Source organism: Micromonospora saelicesensis (assembly GCF_900091575.1).
Lineage (GTDB): Bacteria > Actinomycetota > Actinomycetes > Mycobacteriales > Micromonosporaceae > Micromonospora > Micromonospora saelicesensis.
This window is the reverse complement of sequence record NZ_FMCR01000001.1, coordinates 1-21938: the sequence shown is the minus strand read 5'-3', so window position 1 is coordinate 21938 and position 21938 is coordinate 1. Positions and strand designations below refer to the sequence as shown.

The window sequence follows — 21938 nt, the reverse complement described above, 5'->3', positions numbered from 1 at the left end:
ACCGCAAAAATACGCGCCGACACCTCTGTGCCGGCGCGTAACACTGTCCGGGACCTTTTCGATGCCGACGATTCATGATCTTGCGGCCGATCGTGCGGGAAGCGCGCCGCACAGTTACCGAAAAGCGCGTCGGCGGATAAGCCGATCATGAAAGGCGCTTGCCTTTCTCGCGATCTCCGGAACAACAGCGCGCCCACCGTCGACACGACGCGGGGCGGGTCGCGTGCCGGGCCGCTCCCACCGCCGGGTTAGTCTGCGAGTTCACCCAGGTCCCCACAGCCGGCGACGGTACGGCGGCCACCGGACGAGGATCGAGTAGGTGTATCTCAAGAGCCTGACGGTGAAGGGGTTCAAGTCCTTCGCCTCCGCGACGACGTTGAAGCTGGAGCCCGGGATCACCTGTGTGGTGGGCCCGAACGGCTCCGGCAAGTCCAACGTCGTCGACGCCATCGCCTGGGTCCTCGGCGAACAGGGCGCCAAGGCCCTCCGTGGCGGCAAGATGGAGGACGTCATCTTCGCCGGCACCGCCGGCCGGGCGCCGCTGGGTCGCGCCGAGGTCACCCTCACCATCGACAACACCGACGGCGCGCTGCCGATCGAGTACACCGAGGTCTCCATCACCCGCCGGATGTTCCGCTCCGGCGAGAGCGAGTACGAGATCAACGGCAACTCCTGCCGGTTGCTCGACATCCAGGAGCTGCTCTCCGACTCCGGCATCGGCCGGGAGATGCACATCATCGTCGGGCAGGGTCGCCTCGACGGCATGCTGCACGCCAAGCCGGAGGACCGCCGGGCGTTCATCGAGGAGGCGGCCGGCGTCCTCAAGCACCGCAAGCGCAAGGAAAAGGCGCTGCGCAAGCTCGACGCGATGCAGACCAACCTCAACCGCCTCACCGACCTCACGGCCGAGCTGCGTCGTCAGCTCAAGCCGCTGGGCCGGCAGGCCGAGGTGGCCCGGCGCGCCGCCGCCATCCAGGCCAACCTGCGCGATGCCCGGTTGCGGCTGCTCGCCGACGACCTGGCCACCCTGCGGACCACCCTCGACCGGGAGATCGCCGACGAGACCGCGCTGCGCGAGCGGCGCGAGCAGATCGAGGGTGAGCACACCGAGGTGCAGGGCCGGCTCGGCGAGTTGGAGGCCGCCCTCGCGGAGGACGCGCCGCTGCTCGCCGCCGCCCAGGACACCTGGTACAAGCTCTCCGCCCTTCAGGAACGCTTCCGCTCGATCGAGCAGTTGGCCCGGGAACGGCTGCGGCACCTCAGCGCCACCGGCGACGACGAGCGGCCCGGCCGCGACCCGGACCAGCTGGAGGCCGAGGCGGAACGCGTCCGCGAGCAGGAGGAGGAGCTGCGCGGCGCGCTCACCGATGACCAGATCCGTCTGGCCGAGGCGGTCGAGCACCGCCAGGAGTTGGAGCGGCAGTTGGCCGCCGCCGAGCGCGAGCTGGTCGCCGCGGCCAAGGCCATCGCCGACCGGCGGGAGGGGATGGCCCGGCTCACCGGCCAGGTCAACTCCGCCCGGGCCCGGACCACCAGCGCCGGCGAGGAGATCGAACGCCTCGCGATCGCGCACGCCGACGCGCTGGGCCGCGCCGAGCAGGCGCAGGCCGACCTGGACGCGGTCGCCGCGCAGTCCACCGAGGCCGACCGGGACAACGCGGACCTGGACGCCCGGCACGCCGAGGCGGTCGCCGTGCAGGAACGCGCCCAGGCCACCGTCCGATCGCTGTCCGACGCCGAGCGGGCGGCGGAGAAGGACGCCGCCACCTGGAAGGCCCGCGAGGAGGCACTCGCCCTGGGGCTGCGGCGCAAGGACGGTGCCGGGGCGCTGCTCGCCCGCGCCGGGGACGTGCCCGGCCTGCTCGGCAGCCTCGCCGGGTTGCTCACCGTCGCGCCCGGCCACGAGGCCGCGCTGGCCGCCGCGCTCGGCGGCCTCGCCGACGCGGTCGCCGTCAGCGGGGTGGACGAGGCCGTCGAGGCGATGCGGCTGTTGAAGATCTCCGACGCAGGCCGGGCCGGCCTGCTGGTGGGCAGCCCGGCGGGGCCCGGCATGACCGGCTCCGCCGACGCGCTGCGCCCGAAGCTGCCGGACAACGCCCGGTGGGCGCCCGACCTGGTGGAGTGCAACGCCGAGCTGCGTCCGGCGGTGCACCGGGCCCTGCGGGACGTGGCGCTCGTCGACGATCTCGCCGCCGCTGCCGAGCTGGTCGCCAGCAACCCCGAGCTGCGGGCGGTCACCCCGGACGGTGACGTGGTCGGGGCGTACGCGGCGGCGGGCGGTTCGGCCAAGGCCCCCAGCTACATCGAGGTGCAGGCCGCCGTCGAGGAGGCCCGCGCCAACCGGGTCACCGCCGAACGCGCTGGCCTGGAGCTGCGTGATCAGTTGGTCGAGGCGCGCGCCGAGGTGTCGGCCGCCAAGGAGGCCGTGCAGCACGCCGCCGCCGAGAAGCGCGAGGCGGAGAGCCACCGCAACGCCGCCGCTCGCCGGCTGGCCGAGCTGGGCGCGGCGGCCCGTTCCGCGAAGGCCGAGACCGACCGACTCGGCGACTCCCGCTCCCGCGCCGAGGCCGCCCGGCAACGGGACCTCACCGCGCTCGCCGAGCTGGAGGAGCGGCTACGGCTGGCCGAGGAGACGCCGGTCGACGCCGAGCCCTCCACCGAGGAACGGGATCAACTGGCGGCCATGGTGCCGCAGGCCCGGCAGAACGAGATGGAGGTCCGGCTCGCCGTGCGTACCGCCGAGGAGCGGGTCTCCTCGATCGCCGGCCGGGCCGACTCGCTCGCGCGGCAGGCCACCGCGGAGCGGGCCGCCCGGGAACGCGCGGCGGCCCGACGGGCCGCCCGCGCCCGGGGCGCGGGCATCGCCCGGTCCGTCGCTGGTGGCGCCCGGGAGGCGCTGACCCGGCTGACCACCTCGATCGCGACGGCCGAGGAGCACCGCGACGCGGTCGCGCTGGAGCGCGCCGCGCGGGAGGCAGAGCTTCAGGAGGTACGCGGTGCCGCCAAGCGGCTCGGCGCGGAGTTGGAGCGGCTGACCAGCCAGGTGCACCGCGACGAGGTGGCCCGGGCGGAGCAGCGGCTGCGCATCGAGCAGTTGGAGACGAAGGCCGCCGAGGACTTCGGGCTGGACGTGGAGACGCTGGTCGCCGAGTACGGCCCGACTCAGCCCGTTCCGCCGACCCAGGTCGACGTCGCGGCGGCCGAACGTGACGGTCTGCCGGTGCCCGAGCCGGTGCGCTACGAGCGGCCGGTGCAGGAGAAGCGGGCCGCGAAGGCGGAACGCGAACTCGCCCTGCTCGGCAAGGTCAACCCACTCGCGCTGGAGGAGTTCGCCGCGCTGGAGGAGCGTTTCAAGTTCCTCTCCGAGCAGTTGGAGGACCTCAAGGCCACCCGTCGGGACCTGCTCACCGTGGTCAAGGACGTGGACGAGCGGATCCTGGAGGTCTTCGCCAGCGCCTTCGAGGACACCGCCCGGGAGTTCGAGCAGGTGTTCACAGTGCTCTTTCCCGGCGGCGAGGGACGGCTGATCCTCACCGAACCGGACGACCTGCTCACCACCGGCGTCGAGGTGGAGGCCCGCCCGCCGGGCAAGAAGATCAAGCGACTGTCGCTGCTCTCCGGTGGCGAGCGGTCGCTGACCGCGGTGGCCATGTTGGTGGCGATCTTCCGCGCCCGGCCCAGCCCGTTCTACATCATGGACGAGGTGGAGGCGGCCCTGGACGACGTCAACCTGGGCCGGCTGATCACGTTGCTGGCACAGTTGCGCGAGAAGAGTCAGCTGATCGTCATCACGCACCAGAAGCGGACGATGGAGATCGCCGACGCGCTCTATGGCGTGACCATGCGCAGTGGGGTCACTCAGGTGATCAGCCAACGGCTCAACCGGGCCGACGAGGACGACCAGCGGCACGGCCGCGGCGAGGAGAACGGGTAGTGGCTCGGGAACGCGCGACGGCGCTCCTGCTGGACTTCGACGGCGTACTGCGCCGGTGGGACCCGGCGGTGGCCGCCGTTGTCGAGCGGGAGTACGGCCTCTCCGAGGGGGTGCTCGGTGAGATCGCCATGCAGTGGGGGCGGCTCCAGCCGGTGCTCACCGGCCAGGTCAACCACGCCGAGTGGATGAACAGCGTCGCGGACGCCCTGACCGAGTCGGTGGGCAGCCCGGAACGGGCCCGCGCCGCTGTGGAGCAGTGGCAGAGCTACCGGGGTGAGGTCGACCAGGAGGTGCTGGCGTTCGTGCGGGAGGTCCGTGCGGCGGGCGTCCGGGTCGGGCTGGGCACCAACGCCACCGACCTGCTCGACGCCGACCTGACCGCGCTCGGCCTGGTCGGCGAACTGGACGTGGTGGTCAACTCCTCGGTGATCGGCGTGCACAAGCCCGCCCCGGAATACTTCAAGGCCGCCTGCGTGGCCCTGGCAACCCCGCCGGCCCGGGTCCTCTTCGTCGACGACGAGGACTGGGCCGTGCGGGGTGCCCGGGCCGCCGGGCTGTCGGCGCACCGCTGGGGCGGCCACGCCGACCTGCGTTACCTGCGGGCGGCCCTGGACTACTGAGCCCTCATCACTCGCCGGTGACGCCGTCGATGCGTTCCCGGATCAGGTCGGCGTGGCCGTTGTGCCGGGCGTACTCCTCGATCATGTGCACGTACACCCAGCGCAGGTTGAAGGTGCGCTTCTTCGCGCCGACCTCGGTGAACGTCTCGTCGAGCGAATGGCCGGCGGCAGCCTCGCGCGCCAGCGCCACCTCGCGGTGGAAGGTGGCGAAGTCGGCCTCGGCGTTCGCGGCGCTGACGTCGTGGTCGGCGTCCGGGTTCTCCGGGGTGAAGTACGGGTAGTCGACCTGCTCGCCGGCGAAGTTCTCCCGGAACCACCAGGCCTCCACCTCGGCCAGGTGCCGGACCAGACCGAGCAGGGTCAGCCCGGACGGTTCCACGCTCGGCGTCCGCAACTGCTCCTCGGTCAGGCCGGCGCACTTGAGCAGCAGTGTCTGTCGGTGGTAGTCGAGCCAGCCGTCGAGCATCGTGCGCTCGTCGCCGACGTACGGTTCGGGGGTCCGGGTGATCTCCGGCGCGATCCAGGTCATGCCGCGCATCCTGCCCGGCACCTCGGACACTCCGCGACGGGTTATCAGGGCACCACGACGACGGGCCAGCGGCCGGCGCGGACCAGCCGGGTGGCGACCGAGCCGACCAGCCGGTGTCCGGCCTGCTCGGAGGCGCCGACCACCACCATGTCGGCCCGGAACTCGTCGGCCGCCGCGCACAGCTCGCCGTACGCGTCGCCGCGCCGCACCAGCAGGGTCACCGGAATGCCCCACTGCTCGGCCCCACGCCGGCACTCCCGGCGCAGTTCGTCGGCCAACTCGTCGTGGGTGCGCTGGACCGCGCCGGCGTCCATGCCGGGCACCAGGGCGGTCAGCCCGCTCGGCGAGCTGACGAAGACCACCACCAGCGCGGCGCCCTGCCGACGGGCCAGGCCCGCCGCGTAGGAGCCGGCCCGCTCGGAGGTCCGGGTGCCGTCGATGCCGACCATGATCACCCGAGGGCCGTCCGTGCCGCGCTCGAAGGGCAGCGGTCGGGTCCGGGGGCCGTACTCCTCGCGGTCCGGTGCTCCCACGCCCATGGCTCTACCTCACCTCTGCTCGCCGGTACGGATCACGGGTGCGCCAGCGCCGGCGGCGACTGTCGATTCCCGCTCGACCTGGTCGAAAACCGGGTTTCCGTTGTGCTGGCGCAGTGGCACCTCCTTGATGAAGGCCACCGCGATCAGCGCGATCAGCGCGAACGGGGCTGCGGCCAGGAAGATGTCACCGGCGCCGTGGCCGTACGCGCTCTCCACCACCGCCCGCAGCGGGCCGGGCAGGGTGTGCACGTCGGGCAGGGCACCGCCGCTGCCCGAGCTGGAGGCGGGGACGCCCAGTTGGGCCAGCCCGTCGGCGGTGTAGTCCTTGACCTTGTGGGCGAGGACCGCACCGAGGGCGGAGACGCCGATCGCGCCACCCAGGCTGCGGAAGAACGCCACCACCGAGCTGGCCGCGCCGAGTTCGTGCGGGCCGACGGTGTTCTGCACGGCGAGGACCAGGTTCTGCATGGTCATGCCGAGGCCGACGCCGATCAGCAACATGTAGACACTGAGCAGGGTGAAGCTGGTGTCGGCGCGGAGGGTGCCCATCAGCGCGAAGCCGACGGTGAGCAGCGCCGACCCGATCACCAGGTACCGCTTCCAGCGACCGGTCTTGGTGATGACCCGCCCGATGACCGTGGAGGCGACCAGTAGGCCGAGGATCATCGGCAGGGTCATCAGGCCGGACATGGTGGGGCTCTGCCCCCGGCTGATCTGGAAGTACTGGCCCAGGAAGATCGATGCGCCGAACATGCCCACACCGACCGCGATGCTGGCGACGACGGCGAGGGTGATGGTGCGGTTGCGGAAAAGCCGCGGCGGGATCATCGGCTCGGCGGCCCGGGTCTCGACCCGGATGGCCAGCGCGCCGAGGACCAGCGCGCCGACGACCATGACGGCGGTCTGCCAGGAGGCCCAGGCGAATTGGTCGCCGGCGAGCGAGACCCAGATCAGCAGCACCGAGACGGCGGCGGTGATCAGGGTGGCGCCCCACCAGTCGATCTCGGCCTTCCGCTTGACCACCGGCAGGTGCAGGGTCTTCTGGAGCACGATCAGCGCGACGATGGCGAACGGCACGCCGACGTAGAAGCACCAGCGCCAGCCGAGCCAGGAGGTGTCCACGATCACGCCGCCGATCAGCGGGCCACCGATGGTGCCGACGGCCATCACGGCGCCGAGGTAGCCGCTGTAGCGGCCGCGTTCGCGGGGCGCGATCATCGTAGCCATGATCACCTGGGCCAGAGCGGTGAGACCGCCGGCGCCGACGCCCTGGAGCACCCGGCAGGCGATCAGCTCACCGGTGCCCTGGGCGAGGCCGGCCAGCACCGAACCCAGCACGTAGATCCCCAGGGCCAGCTGGACCAGGGTCTTCTTACTGGTCAGGTCGGCCAGCTTGCCCCAGATGGGGGTGGTCGCGGTGGTCGCGAGCAGGGCCGAGGTCACCACCCAGGTGTACGCGGACTGACCGCCGTGCAGTTCGGTGATGATCCGCGGCAGCGCGTTCGAGATGACCGTGGAGGAGAGGATCGCGACGAACAGGCCCAGCAGCAGGCCGGAGAGTGCTTCCAGGATCTGCCGGTGGGTCATGGTCACGGCGGACGCCTGGGGAGGCACTGTCGCCTGGCTCATCGTTTGTTGCCTCCGAGCGGAGTCGAGGTGGAACGGCGGGGCTGGTACGCGCGGGCCGCGTGTGAGTTGCCTGAGGCGACCGTATGCCTTGGTTGCCTGAAGCAACAACTTGCCGGACCGGCGCGCTATTCCCCGCCTCGGAGCGCTACTGCCAGGAGTCGTTGAACCGGCCGAGCAGCCGGGCGAACTCCTCGACGTCCCGCTCCGGCCAGCCGTCCAGCGCGCGCAGGAACTCGCCCAGCCGGGCCGCGCGGGCCACGTCGAACCGGCGCTGTCCCTCGTCGGTCATGCTGATCTGCGCGGCCCGCCGGTCACTCGGATCGGGGTCGCGATGCACCAGACCGAGGACCTCCAACGCGTTGATCTGCCGGCTCAGCGTCCCCTTGCCCACGCCCAGCCGCGCCGCCAACTCGGTCAACCGGATCGACCCGCTACGGCGCAACCAGAGCAGCAACCCGTAGGTGTTCGGCTCCAGGTTCGGGTGCACCTCCCGGGCGATCTCCCAGGAGACCGCGCGGCCACGGCGCAGCAGAGCGGTCAACTCGTGCTCGACGGCCCGGATCGGCTCCGGCAGGTGCTCGTCCACGGCGTAGAGACTACGGCGCGGCCGGCTCGCCGGCGCCGGAGAGTCGACGCCGCATCACCGGGCGTAGGTGCCCGTCCTTGGTGGTGCCCTCGATGACCACGTCGGCCCCGCGCCCGTCATGGGTCAGGGTGGCGACGGCGTTACCGAAGTACGGGCCGGCCAGCTTGCGCCAGCGCACCCCCGGTCGACGTACCCCCGCCGAACGGGCCAGCGCCCGGGTGGCACCGGCCGGACCGGGCGACCAGCCCAGCCGCATCAGCGGACGGATGCCCGCCGGCACCTGGTTGTGGATCGGCGAACAGGTGAGCTGGTGCACCGGGGTCACCACCGCCGGGTCCGCGAAGCGGGCCCGCGCCACGTACGAATGGTGCACGTCACCGGAGAGCACGCTGATCGACGCCGGTGGGGCGTACGCCGGGCCGGCCCCGATCCGCGCGCCGGACTGCCGCGGCGTGCCGGTGCCGATGCGGGCGAACGTCTCGGCGAGGGCCTCGAAGGACCGCCGGAACGCCGCCCAGTGCTCCAGGTCCAGGGCGCGGCGCAGCTTCTCCGCCCCGCGCGCCACCCACGGTCGGCGTGAGTCCGCCAGTTTCTCGTTCCATGCCTCGATGTGGTGGATGCCCTGCGGCAGCAGCCAGGGCAGCGAGGCACCCACCACCAGGTGGTCGTAGACCCCGTGCGCCTGGTCGAGGAACCAGGCCCACTCGCCGGGCGGCAGCATCGCCCGGCTGTTGGGCTCGAGCACCCGGCTGCACCGGTTGTCCAGCATGACCAGCCGGGTCCGGCCCAGGTCCAGTGCGTAGCTCCACTGATACTGCACAGCGCGCCAGCGCTCGGTGTCGTGCGCCAGGTCGGACTCCTGGTCGACCCGGTGGCCGAACTCGCGCAGCACGCTGGTGGCGTCCTCGGCGGCGGCGACCTTCGCGAAGACCGGATCGGCGGCGATCTCGTCGGGGGAGAGGTTGCCCAGGTGCTGGTAGACCCAGTACGAGGCGAGCCCACTGCCGATCCGCTCCTGCCACCACGGCTGCTCGCGTACCTCGGCTCGCCACGCCGCCGAGGTGTTCCAGTCGTCGATGATCTCGTGATCGTCGAAGATCATCACGCTGGGCACGGTGGAGAGCAGCCAACGGATCTCCGGGTCACGCCAGGACTCCAGGTAGAGCTTGGTGTACTCGTCGAAGCTCACCACCTGGTCGGCCGGAGCGCCCTTCGGCCGCCGCCGCCGTCGACGCAGCAGCCGGCGCACGGTGGGCGAGGTGACGTCGGCGTAGACCTGGTCACCGAGCAGCACCAGCAGGTCGGGCAGCGGGTTCGACTCCGGGTCGGCCATCAACCGCCGGGCGTACGCGTCCAACGCGTCCGGCGGCAGCTTGCGGGTGGTGGCGTGCTGGGTGGTCTCGCGACACGAGCCGAAGATCAGATTGACCGGCTGGTCCCGATCGTCGGCCGCCCGGGTGCGGATCACGCTCGGCGGGAACCCGCTGCTCGGCACCGGCCAGACAATCTCGTCGTCGACCAGCACCTCGTAGGTGGTCTCGCTGTCCGGGTCAAGGCCCTCCACCACCACGAGGGCGTAGTGGTGGTCGTACGCCGAGAAGGTGGGCGCGGTGCCGGTGGCGCCGCCAGCGGTGCGGACGGTGACCACGGCGGGCGCCGCCGTCTCCACCCAGATCGTCGCCCGGGTGTCCACCACTCGCCGCAGAAGTGGGCCGATGAGGAGGTGTGCGGCGGGCATGCGGCCGAGCCTACCGCCGGTTCGCTGGTGCCGGCCGGGTGCGGTGCTGACACCCCCAGCACCGCGCGCGGGAGCGGTGGGCTGAGGCTCCGGGCACGGCTCGGGGTGCGGTGGCTGGGACGCCGCCGCCGGCATCTGACAGGATTCCGGCATGGCCGAATATCTCGTCCTCGCTCTGGTCCTGCTCGGTGTGCTGATCGCCGGCACAGTCGGGCTGGTCGTGCCGCGATTGCGGCGACGGCCCGAGCCCCCGCTGCCACGCACGGAGGTCGACACCAGGGCTGAGGAGGATCTCGCCGGCCCGCCGGTCGAGGCACCGGAGTCCGATCTGTCCACCGGCGTCCTGGTCGAGCCGCCGCCGGTGCTCGAACCACAGGTCGAGGTCCCCGAGCCGACCGCCGGGCGGCTGGTCCGGCTCCGCTCGCGGCTGTCCCGCTCACAGAACGTGTTCGGCAAGGGCCTGCTCGGCCTGCTCGCCCGCGACCACCTCGACGAGGACGTCTGGGAGGAGATCGAGGACAGCCTGATCACCGCAGACGTCGGCGTCGACTCCACCCGCGACATCGTCGACCGGCTCCGCGAGCGCACCCGGGTGCTCGGCACCCGCTCGGCCTCCGAGCTGCGGGCACTGCTCGCCGCCGAGCTGGTCAACGCGCTCGACCCGAGCCTGGACCGCTCGTTGCGGACCGCCCCCAAGGACGGCGTGCCGGCGGTGGTCCTGGTCGTCGGCGTCAACGGCGCCGGCAAGACCACTACCTGCGGCAAGATCGCCCGGGTGCTGGTGGCCGACGGCCGCAGCGTGCTGCTCGGTGCGGCGGACACCTTCCGGGCCGCCGCGGCCGACCAACTGGAGACCTGGGGCTCGCGCGTCGGAGCGGAGACCGTGCGGGGGCCCGAGGCCGCCGACCCGGCCAGCGTCGCCTTCGACGCCGTGAAGCGCGGCATCGACACCGGCGTGGACACCGTGCTCATCGACACCGCCGGCCGCCTGCAGAACAAGGTCGGCCTGATGGACGAGCTGGGCAAGGTCAAGCGCGTGGTGGAGAAGCAGGGCCCGATCGACGAGACGCTGCTCATCCTGGACGCCACCACCGGGCAGAACGGCCTGGAGCAGGCCCGGGTCTTCACCGAGGTGGTCAACGTGACCGGTGTGGTGCTGACCAAGCTCGACGGCACCGCCAAGGGCGGCATCGTGATCGCCGTGCAGCGCAAGCTCGGCATCCCCGTGAAGCTGGTCGGCCTCGGCGAAGGCAAGGACGACCTGGCCCCGTTCGACCCGGCGCAGTTCGTCGACGCGTTGCTGGGGACCGAGGCCACCGGCCGGGACGCGTAGTCTCGGGTGACCACTGACGATCGCGCGTACGCGGGTTGGCGTGACCCCGGCCATCCTTCGCAGCGCCTCGGGAGACCGTACGTGACTTCGCAGGAGATCCCGCTGCACGGCGGCAACGTGAGCACCGTTGTCCGCGTGGGTGACACGGTCCGGCGCAACGCCGGGCCGTGGACCCCGTCCGTACACGCGCTGCTGCGCCACCTGGAGTACGTGGGGTTCACCGGCGCCCCCCGGGCGCTCGGGATGGACGAGCGCAACCGTGAGGTGCTGTCGTACCTGGAGGGGGAGTGCGGAGAATATCCGCTCGCCCCGCACTGGGTGACCGACGAGGCCCTGGTCACCGTCGCCACCATGCTGCGGATGTTCCACGACGCGCAGTACGGCTTCACCCCTCCGCAGGCGGCGGTCTGGCGCTCGTTCGGGCCCCCACCACCGGACACCGAGGTGATCTGCCACCACGACGCCGCGCCGCACAACGTGATCTGGCGTCCGGACGGCACCCTCGGGCTGATCGACTTCGACCTCGCCTCGCCCGGAGCGCGGATCTACGACGTGGCGTACGCGGCCTGGACCTGGGTGCCGATCTTCGCGGACCGGGACTCGATCACGCTGGGCTGGAAGCACCCGGACCGCCCGCGCCGCCTCCGGCTCTTCGCCGACGCGTACGGGCTGATCCCCCGGGACCGGCACCGGCTGATCCGGACCATCCGTAAACGGATCGTGGACCACGTCGAGGGGATCCGGCGGATGGCCGCCGCGGGTGAGCCGGCGTTCGTCCGGATCGTGCACAAGGGCCACCTGCGTCGGCCGATGCGCGATCTGCGGCTGCTCGACTACGAGCGGCACGCTCTGGAGAACGCCCTCCGCTGAACGCCGGGCGGGCGATGCTCGGCCGGGCCGGTCACGCGCACCGGTCGATGCCGCTGACCGGTCAGCCATCGACGATCGCCGTCCGGTCGATCCACAGTCGTCCATGCTGATGACTGTGCGGAGTTCGTGACACGTCCGAAACAACCCGTCACGAAACGGAAACCCGCACGGGACCCAAAGTGAAACAGCCGGCCGCGAAGCTTCCGCGCAACCGGCCTACGGGCGACGCTGCCCCGGAAAGCCGCGAAGGAGGACTTCACCTTTAGGAGGCCAGCGTGCCTGAAGCACCGACGATCGACGGCGCCAATACCACGTGGTTGCTGGTTTCGACCGCGCTCGTGCTGCTCATGACCCCCGGACTGGCGCTGTTCTACGGCGGCCTCAACCGGGCCAAGGGCGTACTCAACATGATGATGATGAGCTTCTCGGCTATCGGGCTCATCTCTATTCTGTGGTGGTTCTACGGATTCAGCGTCGCCTTCGGGGCCGACGTGAACGGCTTCTGGGGCGACCCGGGCGCGTACCTCGGCACCAAGACCTTCCTCGCCGAAACCGACCTGTGGGGCGCCACGGCGGAGAACCCCAGCGGCATCGGGGTTCCGCTCTACGTGTTCATGGCCTTCCAGATGGTCTTCGCGGTGATCACCGTCGCGCTGATCAGCGGTGCCATCGCCGACCGGGCCAAGTTCGCCGGCTGGCTGCTGTTCGCCTTCGGCTGGGCCACCCTGGTCTACTTCCCGGTCGCCCACTGGGTGTGGGGCGGCGGCATCATCGGCGGCGACATCCACGCACTGGACTTCGCCGGTGGCACCGCGGTGCACATCAACGCCGGTGCGGCGGCCCTGGCCGTGGTCCTGGTCCTCGGTAAGCGGCTCGGTTGGCCGCGGGAGGGCATGAAGCCGCACAACATCCCGCTTGTCGCGCTCGGTGCTGGTCTGCTGTGGTTCGGCTGGTTCGGGTTCAACGCCGGCTCGGAGCTGACCGTCGACTCGGTCGCCGGCCTCGCCTTCATCAACACCCAGCTCGCCACGGCGGCGGCGGTGCTCGGCTGGATCGCTGTCGAGTGGGTCAAGGACCGTAAGCCGACCATGGTCGGTGCCTCGTCCGGCGCCGTCGCCGGTCTGGTCGCCATCACCCCGGCCTGCGGCTTCATCGCACCGTGGGCGTCCGTCCTGCTCGGCATCGTCGCCGGTGTCGTGTGCGCGCTCGCCGTCAGCCTCAAGTACAAGCTCGGCTACGACGACTCGCTCGACGTGGTCGGCGTGCACTTCGTCGGTGGTTGGATCGGCTCGCTCTGGCTCGGTCTCTTCGCCACCAACTCGGTCAACGCCGCGATCACCGACGTGGTGGGGGCCTCCGACGGCCTCTTCTACGGCGGCGGCGCGACCCAGCTCGGGCGGCAGGCCCTCGCCGGCCTGATCGTCACCGTCTGGTCGTTCGGCATCGCCTGGGTGCTCGCCTTCGTCATCGAGAAGACGATCGGCTTCCGGGTGAAGGCCGAGGCGGAGGTCGAGGGCATCGACATCGCCGAGCACGCCGAGAGCAGCTACGACCTGTCCCCGGCCGGCGGCGGCACGGGCAGCGCGTTCGCGATGGCCGGCATCGGCACCCCCGGTGGCGGCGCGACGAGTGGTGCCAAGCCGGAGGCGGAGCCCGCCGAGCCGGTCAGCGAAAAGGTCGCCGGTTAACGTTCCTGGGATGGAGGGGTTGGACATGAAGCTGGTGACCGCAGTCATCAAGCCGTACCAACTGGACGCGGTGAAGGAAGCCCTGCACGCCCTCGGGGTGGCCGGGCTGACCGTCAGCGAGGTTCAGGGGTACGGGCGGCAGAAGGGGCACACCGAGGTCTACCGGGGTGCCGAGTACACGGTCGAGTTCCTGCCCAAGATCCGGGTCGAGGTGCTCACCGACGAGATCGACGTCGACAAGGTGGTGGACGCCATCGTCGGAGCGGCCCGCACGGGCAAGATCGGTGACGGCAAGGTCTGGGTCACCGGTGTCGAAGAGGTCGTCCGGGTACGTACCGGCGAACGCGGCCTCGACGCACTCTGACGCGGCCACGACTGACATGACCTCGTTGATCAAGAAGAACGCGTCAGGACCCGCCGATGACGGCGACGCGAACCTCTTGATCAACGAGGTCGTCGGCGTTCCCGGGGGGATCGGGGAAGCGGCCCGGCGGGGGCGGGCCGCCGCGTACGACTCGTTTTTGCGGGGGTTGCTGCCGGCGCGGGACGGGGTGGCACTGCTGGCCGTCGGGGGCCTGGGTCGGCGGCAGTGTGCCCCGTACGGCGACCTCGACCTGGTGCTGCTGCACGCCGGGGTGCCCGGCACGGACGAGTTGGCCGCCTCGGTCTGGTACCCGATCTGGGACGCGGGCCTGCGGCTCGACCATTCCGTACGCACCGTCGCCGAGGCGCTCTCGGTGGCCCAGGACGACGTCAAGGTCGCCCTCGGGCTGCTCGACGCCCGGTTGATCGTGGGGGACCAGGCGCTGGCCGACGCGCTGATCCGCACCGCCGCCGATCATTGGCGGCGCACCGCGGTCCGGCACCTGCCCGGCCTGCGGGAGGTCACCGAAGCCCGTTGGCAGGCCCACGGTGAGCTGGCGTTCCTGCTGGAGGGCGACCTCAAGGAGGCCGCCGGTGGTCTGCGTGACGTGGGGCTGCTGCGGGCGATCTCCGCCGCCGGCATCACCGACGCGCTGCGTCCCGCCGTACGCGCCGCCCACCTGCGCCTGTTGGACACCCGCGACGCGCTGCACCAGCAGGTCGGTCGACGGGTCGACCGGCTGGTCGCCCAGGAGCGCGACGGAGTGGCCACCCTGCTCGGCCTGCGACATCTCCAGCCCGGCGCCTCTGATGGCGCGCGGCGGCCTGGAACCGTCGTGGAAGACGGCGACGCGCTGCTGCGTCGGGTCGCCGGTGACGCCCGCACGGTCAGCCACGCCCTGGACGACGCCTTCCGGGCCGCCGACCGGCTGCGCTCCGGCCGCTCCCGGGGCGGCAACGGCCGCCCGGCCCGCCGCCCGGTCGCCCGCGACGTGGTCGAACATGACGGCGAGTTGGTGCTCGCCCGCACGGCGATCGGGGCACGCCCCGACCCGAGCCTCTCGCTGCGGGTGGCCGCCGCGTCGGCCACGACCCGGATCCCCATCGCGCGGGCCACCTGCGAGTGGCTGGCGGCGTACTGCCCGCCCCTGCCGGCTCCCTGGCCGGCCGAGGCCCGGGCCGCGCTGATCACCCTGCTCGGGGCTGGTGCCGGCCTGGTGCCCGCCTGGGAGACCTGCGACCGGTACGGGCTGGTCGACGGCTGGCTGCCCGAGTGGACCCGGCTGCGCAGCCTGCCCCAGCACAACCCGGTGCACCGCTTCACCCTCGACCGGCACCTCGTGCAGACCGCGCACGAGGCCAGCCGGCACGCCCGCGAGGTGGAGCGCCCCGACCTGCTGCTCCTCGGCGCTCTCCTGCACGACATCGGCAAGGGCCTCCCCGGTGACCACAGCACCGTCGGTGTGCCGGTTGCCCAGGCGGTGGCCACCAGGGTCGGTCTGCCCGCCGCGGAGGTCGAGCTGATCGGCAAGCTGGTCCGGCTGCACCTGCTGCTGCCCGACGTGGCCACCCGCCGGGACCTGAGCGACCCGGTCACCATCGCCTCGGTGGCCGAGGCGGTCGGCGATACCGGCACCCTCGACGTGCTGCACGCATTGGTCCGCGCCGACGCGGCGGCGACCGGGCCGGCGGCCTGGTCCGACTGGAAGGGCCGACTCGTCGCCGAGCTGGTCGCCCGGGTTCGCACCGCGCTGGACACCGGCGTACTTCCCGAGCCACCCGCCCCGAACCCGGAGCTGCTGGCCGGGCCACTGCCGGTCGTCCACCTGACCGGCGACCGGGTGTCGGTCGCGGCGGCCGACCGGCGGGGTCTGCTCGCCACGGTGGCCGGCTGCCTGGCGCTGCACCGGCTGGAGGTCATCTCCGCGGACGCCTCCGCCGTGGACGGCCGGGCCCTGGTCGAGTGCCGGGTGCAGCCCCGCTACGGCCTTCCGCCGGACCCGGTCCCCCTCCGCGCCGACCTGCGCCGGGCGGTCGCCGGCGACGTGTCGGTGACCCAACGGCTGCGCGGCCGTGCGCTCGCCAGCCGTGGCGGTGGCGCGGCTCCGCGAGTGGTCTGGCACCGCGAGGCGGCCACCGACGCCGTACTGCTGGAACTGCGCGCCGCCGACGCCGCCGGGTTGCTCTACCGGGTCGCCTGCGCGCTCGACGAGGCCGGCGCCCTAGTTCGCGCGGCCCGCATCTCCACCCTCGGCGCCGACGTGGTCGACGCCTTCTATCTGGTCGGCGGTTGGCCGGACGACGCCACCCGGGCCCGCCTGGAGGCCGCGGTCCTCGCCGCCGTCTGACCTGCGGTTGCCGTCCTGGCAGCGTTGCCGTCCTGGACAGCGCTGCCGTTCGGGCGGAGGGCGCCGTCCTGGCCAGGGCTGTCGTTCGGGCCAAGGCTGCGGTTTGGGGTCAAGGCCTGTCAGCTGGGCTATGGCGCGGCCCGGTCGGCTGCGGCACCGGCGAGTGGACCGAAACTGATGGGGACCACCAGAGGCGTGGGCCGTGCTGCCTTTGCGGCTACCGGTTCCCTTCGGCGACCTCGCGGCCCTGCCACCTGGGGCCGGCCGTGAAGCGGGCCCGCCGGCCCTCGTGCCCCTTTCAGCGTTATACCTCAGAGGCATATTTATACCTCTGAGGTATAACGCTCTCCGCGGTGTCCGCCGCCGATCACGTCCGCCGCCGTCTGTCAGCTCTGCTTGCCGCCGTCCGCACGCCCCGTCGGCAAGCGCCGGACGCAAGCGCCGGACGCAAGCCCCGCCGGCGAGTGCCGCCGGGCAAGCGGGTGCCGCGAGCGGCCGGGCGGGCAGCGAAGGGCGGGGCGGGGACGGGGCGCGGGCCGTAACCGACCGGTCCAGACCGCAGGGAGAGGTGCGGGGACGGGGCGGGGACGTAACCGGCCGGTCCGGACCGCAGGGAGAGGTGCGGGGACGGGCGCGGGCCGTAACCGGCCGGTCCGGACCGCAGGGAGAGGTGCGGGGCGGGACAGCGGGGCGGGGCAGCGGGGCGGGCTGCGGCGGCGGGTACGTCCGGGGGCGTAGTGGCGGTGCCGCTCGTGGACGCACGTCGAGCGGCACCTGCGCGGGCAGAATGACGGCCATGCGACGACGCGGGCAGTGGCGGTGGCCGGAGGTGGCGGCGGATGCCGCGCTCGCCCTGGTGCTGCTCGGGTTCGGGTTGCTCGCCACCGGTCTGGCCGCGGACAACCAACCGGGGTCGAGGCCGGTGGACGCCGCCAGTCGGGTGCTGATCGCCGTCGCAGCGCTCGCCCTGCTGGTCCGGCGGCGTGCTCCGGTCGCCACCCTCGCCGTGGTCACCGTGGCCACCTCGACGTACCTGCTGATCGGTTACCCGTACGGACCGATTCTGGTCACGTTCCTGGTCGCGGTCTACACCGTGGCCGTGTGGCTGCCGGTGCGACCGGCGGCGCTCGCCACCGGCGGCGCGTTCGTTCTGTTGTTGGCGCACGTCTTCTTCGGGCGGGGGCCCGCGCCGGGTTGGACGGGAGTGCTGCCCGCGGCGGCCTGGGTGGTCGTACCGTTCGCGGTGGGGGTGGTGGTGCGGGTGAGCCGTGAGGCGACCGCGCGTACCCGTGCCGAAGAGGCCCGCAGCCGTACCGAGCAGGCCAGACGGCAGGCCGACGAGGAGCGGCTGCGCATCGCGCAGGAGGTGCACGACGTGGTGGGGCACGGGCTGGCCGCGATCAGCATGCAGGCGGAGATCGCCCTGCACCTGCTGCCAAAGCGGCCGGAGCAGGCGGAGGTGGCCCTGACCGCGATCAGCCGGACCAGCCGTGAGGCGCTGGACGAACTGCGGGTCACCCTGGGCGCGGTGCGACGGGGCGCCGAGCGCGAACCGGTACCCGGCCTGGCCCGCCTCCCCGCGCTGCGCGACCGGCTCGCCGGGGCGGGGCTCGCCGTCGAGGTGCGCGTGGTCGGGGACCCCCGGGAGGTGCCGGCCGCTGTCGACCTGGCCGCGTACCGGGTGGTGCAGGAGGCGTTGACCAACGTGCTGCGTCACGCGGGGGTGGGGAGTGCGGAGGTGACAGTGGACTACCGCGTCGACGAGGTGACCGTCGAGGTCACCGACCGGGGGGTGGGCGCCGACCGCGCCGGGACGGCTCCGGCCGACGACGAGGGCGGCCACGGTCTGGCCGGGATGCGGGAGCGGGTCGCGGCGCTGGGCGGGCGGTTGACCACCGGGCCGCGCGCCGGGGGCGGGTTCCGGGTGTACGCCGTGCTGCCCGTGGAGCCGACGACGTGATCCGGGTGCTGATCGCCGACGACCAGGACCTGGTCCGGCTCGGGCTGCGCGCGCTGGTGGAGAGCGAGGACGACCTGGCGCTGGCCGGCGAGGCGTCCGACGGGCTGCGGGCGGTCGAGTTGGCCCGTCGGGAACGGCCGGACGTGGTGCTGATGGACATCCGGATGCCCGGCATCGACGGCATCGAGGCGACCCGTCGTATCGTCGCCGACCCCGATCTGACCGGCACGCGGGTGGTGGTGCTCACCACCTTCGAGCTGGACGAGTACGTCTTCGACGCGCTGCGGCACGGTGCGAGCGGGTTCCTCACCAAGGACACCAGACCGGCTGACCTGCTGCGCGCGATCCGGCTCGTCGCCGAGGGGGAGGCGCTGCTGTCGCCGTCGGTGACCCGTCGGGTGGTGCGGGAGTTCGCCACCCGGCCGTCCCGGGTGCTTCGTCCGCACCCCCGACTGGAGGCGTTGACCGATCGGGAGCGTCAGGTCGTCGGCCTGGTCGGTGAGGGCCTGAACAACGAGGAGATCGCCGCGCAGTTGGTGGTCAGCCCGGCGACCGCGCGGACCCACGTCAGCCGGGCGATGGGCAAGCTGGGAGCCCGGGATCGGGCCCAGCTCGTCGTGTTCGCGTACCAGTCGGGGTTGGTGTCGGGGTGAGGCCCGGGCCGGGCGACAGCGGACCTACGGCGGGGCGGTTACCCTAGCGGTGGCCGGACTCCGCAGTGCCGGCCGCGTTGTGCCCGCCGGAACACTGACAAACGGGATGTTCGCGTGTTTGACACCTTGAGTGACCGCCTGTCCGGGATCTTCACCAAGCTCCGCGGCAAGGGGCGGCTCACCGACGCCGACATCGACGCCACCGCGCGCGAGATCCGCCTCGCGCTGCTGGAGGCGGACGTCGCGCTGCCGGTGGTCAAGGGCTTCATCGCGGCCGTCAAGGAGCGGGCCCGCAGCTCCGAGGTCTCTCAGGCGCTGAACCCGGCCCAGCAGATCGTCAAGATCGTCAACGAAGAGCTGATCAAGGTGCTCGGCGGCGAGGGGCGGCGGCTCCAGTTCGCCAAGCAGCCGCCGACGGTGATCATGCTGGCCGGCCTCCAGGGTTCCGGTAAGACGACGCTCGCCGGCAAGCTGGCCCGCTGGCTCAAGGGTCAGGGGCACCAGCCGCTGCTCGTCGCCGCCGACCTCCAGCGCCCCAACGCCGTCGGGCAGCTCCAGGTGCTCGGTGGCCGGGCCGGTGTCGAGGTGTACGCCCCGGAGCCCGGCAACGGCACCGGTGACCCGGTGCAGGTGGCCCGCGCGTCGATCGAGCACGCGAAGCGCGCCGCACGCGACATCGTCATCGTCGACACCGCCGGCCGGCTCGGCATCGACGCCGAGATGATGCAGCAGGCCGCCGACATCCGCGACGCCGTCTCGCCGGACGAGGTCATCTTCGTCATCGACGCGATGGTCGGTCAGGACGCCGTCCGCACCGCCGAGGCGTTCCGCGACGGCGTCGGCATCACCGGTGTGGTGCTCTCCAAGCTCGACGGCGACGCCCGTGGTGGTGCCGCGCTGTCGGTCCGTGAGGTCACCGGGCAGCCGATCCTGTTCGCCTCCACCGGTGAGAAGCTGGAGGACTTCGACGTCTTCCACCCCGACCGGATGGCCAGCCGGATCCTCGGCATGGGCGACGTCCTCACTCTGATCGAGCAGGCCGAGCAGGCCTTCGACTCCGATCAGAAGGAGAAGATGACCGCCAAGCTGATGGGCGGTGAGCAGTTCACCCTGGACGACTTCCTCGACCAGCTCATCGCGGTGCGGCGGATGGGCCCGATCGCCAACGTGCTGGCCATGATGCCCGGCATGGGGCAGATGAAGGACCAGCTCGCCGAGCTGGACGACAGCCACTTCGATCGGGTCACCGCGATCATCCGGTCGATGACCCCGGGAGAGCGGACCAACCCGAAGATCATCAACGGTTCCCGCCGGGCGCGCATCGCCAACGGCTCCGGGGTCACCGTGATGGACGTCAACCAGCTGCTCAACCGCTTCGCCGACGCGCAGAAGATGATGAAGCAGATGGGCGGCATGATGGGCCTGCCCGGCGGTGGCCGCCGCAAGGCGACCAAGTCGCCGAAGAACAAGCGCAAGGGCACCAAGGGCGGCGGTCGTCCGCGTACGGGCGCCGGCACCGGGATGCCCGCCGGCTTCCCGGGTGGCATGCCGCAGCTCCCGCCGGGGATGGACCCGAACGACCTCGCTGGCGGCCAGGGCCTGCCGCCCGGCTTCAAGCTCCCGAAGATCGACTTCAACAAGCTCGGCAAGGGTGGCGACAACCGCCCCCGCTGACCTCAGTGCGGGTCGAGGACGACCTGCTCGCCCCCGACGGGGAGTGATCGGGTAGGACTGTGCGCATGGCTCTTCATGTGCGCGGCGTGCTGCTCCCCGACGACGAGGTACGGGATCTCTGGCTGGTCGGCGACCGGGTCACCTTCACCCCGGTGCCCGGTGCGGAGACCGTCGTCGACGGTGGTTTCGTGCTGCCGGGGCTGGTCGACGCGCACTGCCACATCGGTATCGCCCGAGGTGGCGCCCCGATCACCTCGCTCGACCAGGCCCGCGCGTTGGCCCACGTCGACCGGGACGCCGGGGTGCTGGCGATCCGGGACGCCGGGTCGCCGTACCCGTACCCCGAACTCGACGACGAGCCGGACCTGCCGCGACTGGCCCGCGCGGGCCAGCATGTCGCCCCGCCGAAGCGCTACCTGCGCGACATCGGCGTGGAGGTCGACGCGACCGAGGTGGCCGCCACGGTGGCCGCGCAGGCGCGGGCCGGCAACGGCTGGGTCAAGCTGGTCGGTGACTGGATCGACCGGGGCGTCGGTGACCTGGCACCGGCCTGGGACGAGGACACCCTCACCGCCGCCGTGCGGGCGGCGCACGACGCCGGGGTACGCGCCGCGGTGCACACCTTCTCCGAGTCGGCCGTCGAGATCATGGTGCGGGCCGGGGTGGACTCGGTGGAGCACGGCACCGGGCTCGGCCTCGACCTGATCGACGAGATGGCCCGCCAGGGCACCGCCCTGGTCCCCACAATGATCAACATTGCCACCTTCGGGGGCATCGCCGAGCAGGCGCGGGGCAAGTTCCCCGGGTACGCCGACCACATGCTCGCGCTGCGCGACGGCTTCCCCGAGGTGGTGCGTGCCGCGCACGAGGCTGGGGTGCCGATCTACGTGGGCACCGACGCCGGTGGCGGCATCGATCACGGGCTGGCCGCCGAGGAGATGCTGCTGCTGCACGAACGGGCCGGCATGGCACCCGTCGACGTACTCGCCGCCGCCTCCTGGGGCGCCCGCGCCTGGCTCGGCTTCGCCGGCCTGGTCGAAGGCGGCCTCGCCGACCTGACCGTCTACCCCGAAGACCCCCGTAGTGACCTGCGCGTCGTCCGCGCCCCGTCCCGCACGATCCTCCGCGGCCGCGTCATCCGCTGACCCCCGCAGGCACCCCGCGTCGCCCCGCGCCCCGCGCCGCCCTGCCGCCGCCCCGCGCCGCCCTGCCGCCGCCCCGCGCCGCGGTCCGTGCTGCGCTGTTTGCACCGCAAGATCGCGCTCGAACCAGGATGTAGTGGCCTCGGCGTTGGGGGATGCCACTACATCCAGGATCGAGCGCGATCTTGGCGTGTGGCGAGATCAATGAGGAAGATCCCCGCAACATCACAGATGTTGCTGTCTCCTGCGAGCCCGAGGCAGCAACATCCGGGAAGTTGCTCGGATCTTGGTGCGGGGTGCGGGGTGCGGGGTGCGGGGTGCGGGGTGCGGGG

16 protein-coding genes are annotated in these 21938 nt (G+C 72.2%); 11 read left to right on the top strand and 5 right to left on the bottom strand.

The features are described from left to right. Positions 1–319 precede the first annotated feature (319 nt). A complete protein-coding gene (gene smc / locus GA0070561_RS00080; RefSeq protein WP_091393047.1) occupies positions 320–3934 on the top strand; it encodes a chromosome segregation protein SMC in 3615 nt (1204 codons plus the stop codon). Further along, complete coding sequence (locus GA0070561_RS00075) at positions 3934–4554, top strand: HAD family hydrolase (RefSeq protein ID WP_091393044.1); 621 nt, start codon at positions 3934–3936, stop codon at positions 4552–4554. The genes smc and GA0070561_RS00075 overlap by 1 nt, the downstream gene beginning before the upstream one ends. Positions 4555–4561: 7 nt before the next feature. Here the strand turns inward: GA0070561_RS00075 and GA0070561_RS00070 are convergent, their stop codons facing one another. The 5 genes from GA0070561_RS00070 to GA0070561_RS00050 all read right to left on the bottom strand — a co-directional run bounded on the left by GA0070561_RS00070 (position 4562) and on the right by GA0070561_RS00050 (position 9575). Continuing rightward, a complete protein-coding gene (locus tag GA0070561_RS00070; protein ID WP_091393041.1) occupies positions 4562–5083 on the bottom strand; it encodes a DinB family protein in 522 nt (173 codons plus the stop codon). A 44-nt stretch (positions 5084–5127) separates the two neighbouring features. Continuing rightward, positions 5128–5622: a universal stress protein gene (locus GA0070561_RS00065; protein WP_167362313.1), complete on the bottom strand. Its 495-nt coding sequence runs from the start codon at positions 5620–5622 to the stop codon at positions 5128–5130. A gap of 9 nt (positions 5623–5631) precedes the next feature. Then, entirely contained in the window at positions 5632–7209 is a 1578-nt protein-coding gene (locus tag GA0070561_RS00060) for an MDR family MFS transporter (protein WP_482194118.1), read from the bottom strand. Between the two features lie 187 nt (positions 7210–7396). Next, positions 7397–7837, bottom strand: coding sequence for a MarR family winged helix-turn-helix transcriptional regulator (locus GA0070561_RS00055; protein WP_244166011.1), 441 nt, complete (start codon positions 7835–7837; stop codon positions 7397–7399). A 10-nt stretch (positions 7838–7847) separates the two neighbouring features. Beyond that, a complete protein-coding gene (locus tag GA0070561_RS00050; protein WP_091393037.1) occupies positions 7848–9575 on the bottom strand; it encodes an alkaline phosphatase D family protein in 1728 nt (575 codons plus the stop codon). Positions 9576–9726: 151 nt separating this feature from the next. Here GA0070561_RS00050 and ftsY point away from each other — a divergent pair, with 151 nt between their 5' ends. The 9 genes from ftsY (at position 9727) to GA0070561_RS00005 (ending at position 21609) form a co-directional block, all read left to right on the top strand. After that, the gene (ftsY, locus tag GA0070561_RS00045; RefSeq protein WP_091393035.1) at positions 9727–10908 is read left to right on the top strand and encodes a signal recognition particle-docking protein FtsY; all 1182 of its coding nucleotides are present in this window, start codon (positions 9727–9729) and stop codon (positions 10906–10908) included. Positions 10909–10914: 6 nt separating this feature from the next. Further along, entirely contained in the window at positions 10915–11778 is an 864-nt protein-coding gene (locus GA0070561_RS00040) for a phosphotransferase (RefSeq protein WP_181539524.1), read from the top strand. A gap of 275 nt (positions 11779–12053) precedes the next feature. Further along, the gene (locus GA0070561_RS00035; protein WP_091393032.1) at positions 12054–13466 is read left to right on the top strand and encodes an ammonium transporter; all 1413 of its coding nucleotides are present in this window, start codon (positions 12054–12056) and stop codon (positions 13464–13466) included. A gap of 25 nt (positions 13467–13491) precedes the next feature. Further along, a complete protein-coding gene (locus GA0070561_RS00030; protein ID WP_172862163.1) occupies positions 13492–13830 on the top strand; it encodes a P-II family nitrogen regulator in 339 nt (112 codons plus the stop codon). A gap of 16 nt (positions 13831–13846) precedes the next feature. After that, the gene (locus GA0070561_RS00025) at positions 13847–16177 is read left to right on the top strand and encodes a [protein-PII] uridylyltransferase (protein WP_091393030.1); all 2331 of its coding nucleotides are present in this window, start codon (positions 13847–13849) and stop codon (positions 16175–16177) included. Between the two features lie 796 nt (positions 16178–16973). Further along, positions 16974–18137 carry a sensor histidine kinase gene (locus GA0070561_RS00020; protein WP_244166010.1) on the top strand — a complete coding sequence of 388 codons (1164 nt, stop codon included), beginning with the start codon at positions 16974–16976 and terminating at the stop codon, positions 18135–18137. After that, positions 18134–18790 (top strand): response regulator transcription factor, encoded by a 657-nt coding sequence (locus GA0070561_RS00015; protein WP_091393025.1) that lies wholly within the window; start codon positions 18134–18136, stop codon positions 18788–18790. Before GA0070561_RS00020 ends, GA0070561_RS00015 begins: the two co-directional genes overlap by 4 nt. A 114-nt stretch (positions 18791–18904) precedes the next feature. Beyond that, positions 18905–20464 carry a signal recognition particle protein gene (gene ffh, locus GA0070561_RS00010; protein WP_091393022.1) on the top strand — a complete coding sequence of 520 codons (1560 nt, stop codon included), beginning with the start codon at positions 18905–18907 and terminating at the stop codon, positions 20462–20464. Positions 20465–20529: 65 nt separating this feature from the next. Next, positions 20530–21609 (top strand): amidohydrolase family protein, encoded by a 1080-nt coding sequence (locus GA0070561_RS00005; RefSeq protein WP_091393019.1) that lies wholly within the window; start codon positions 20530–20532, stop codon positions 21607–21609. Positions 21610–21938 lie beyond the last annotated feature (329 nt).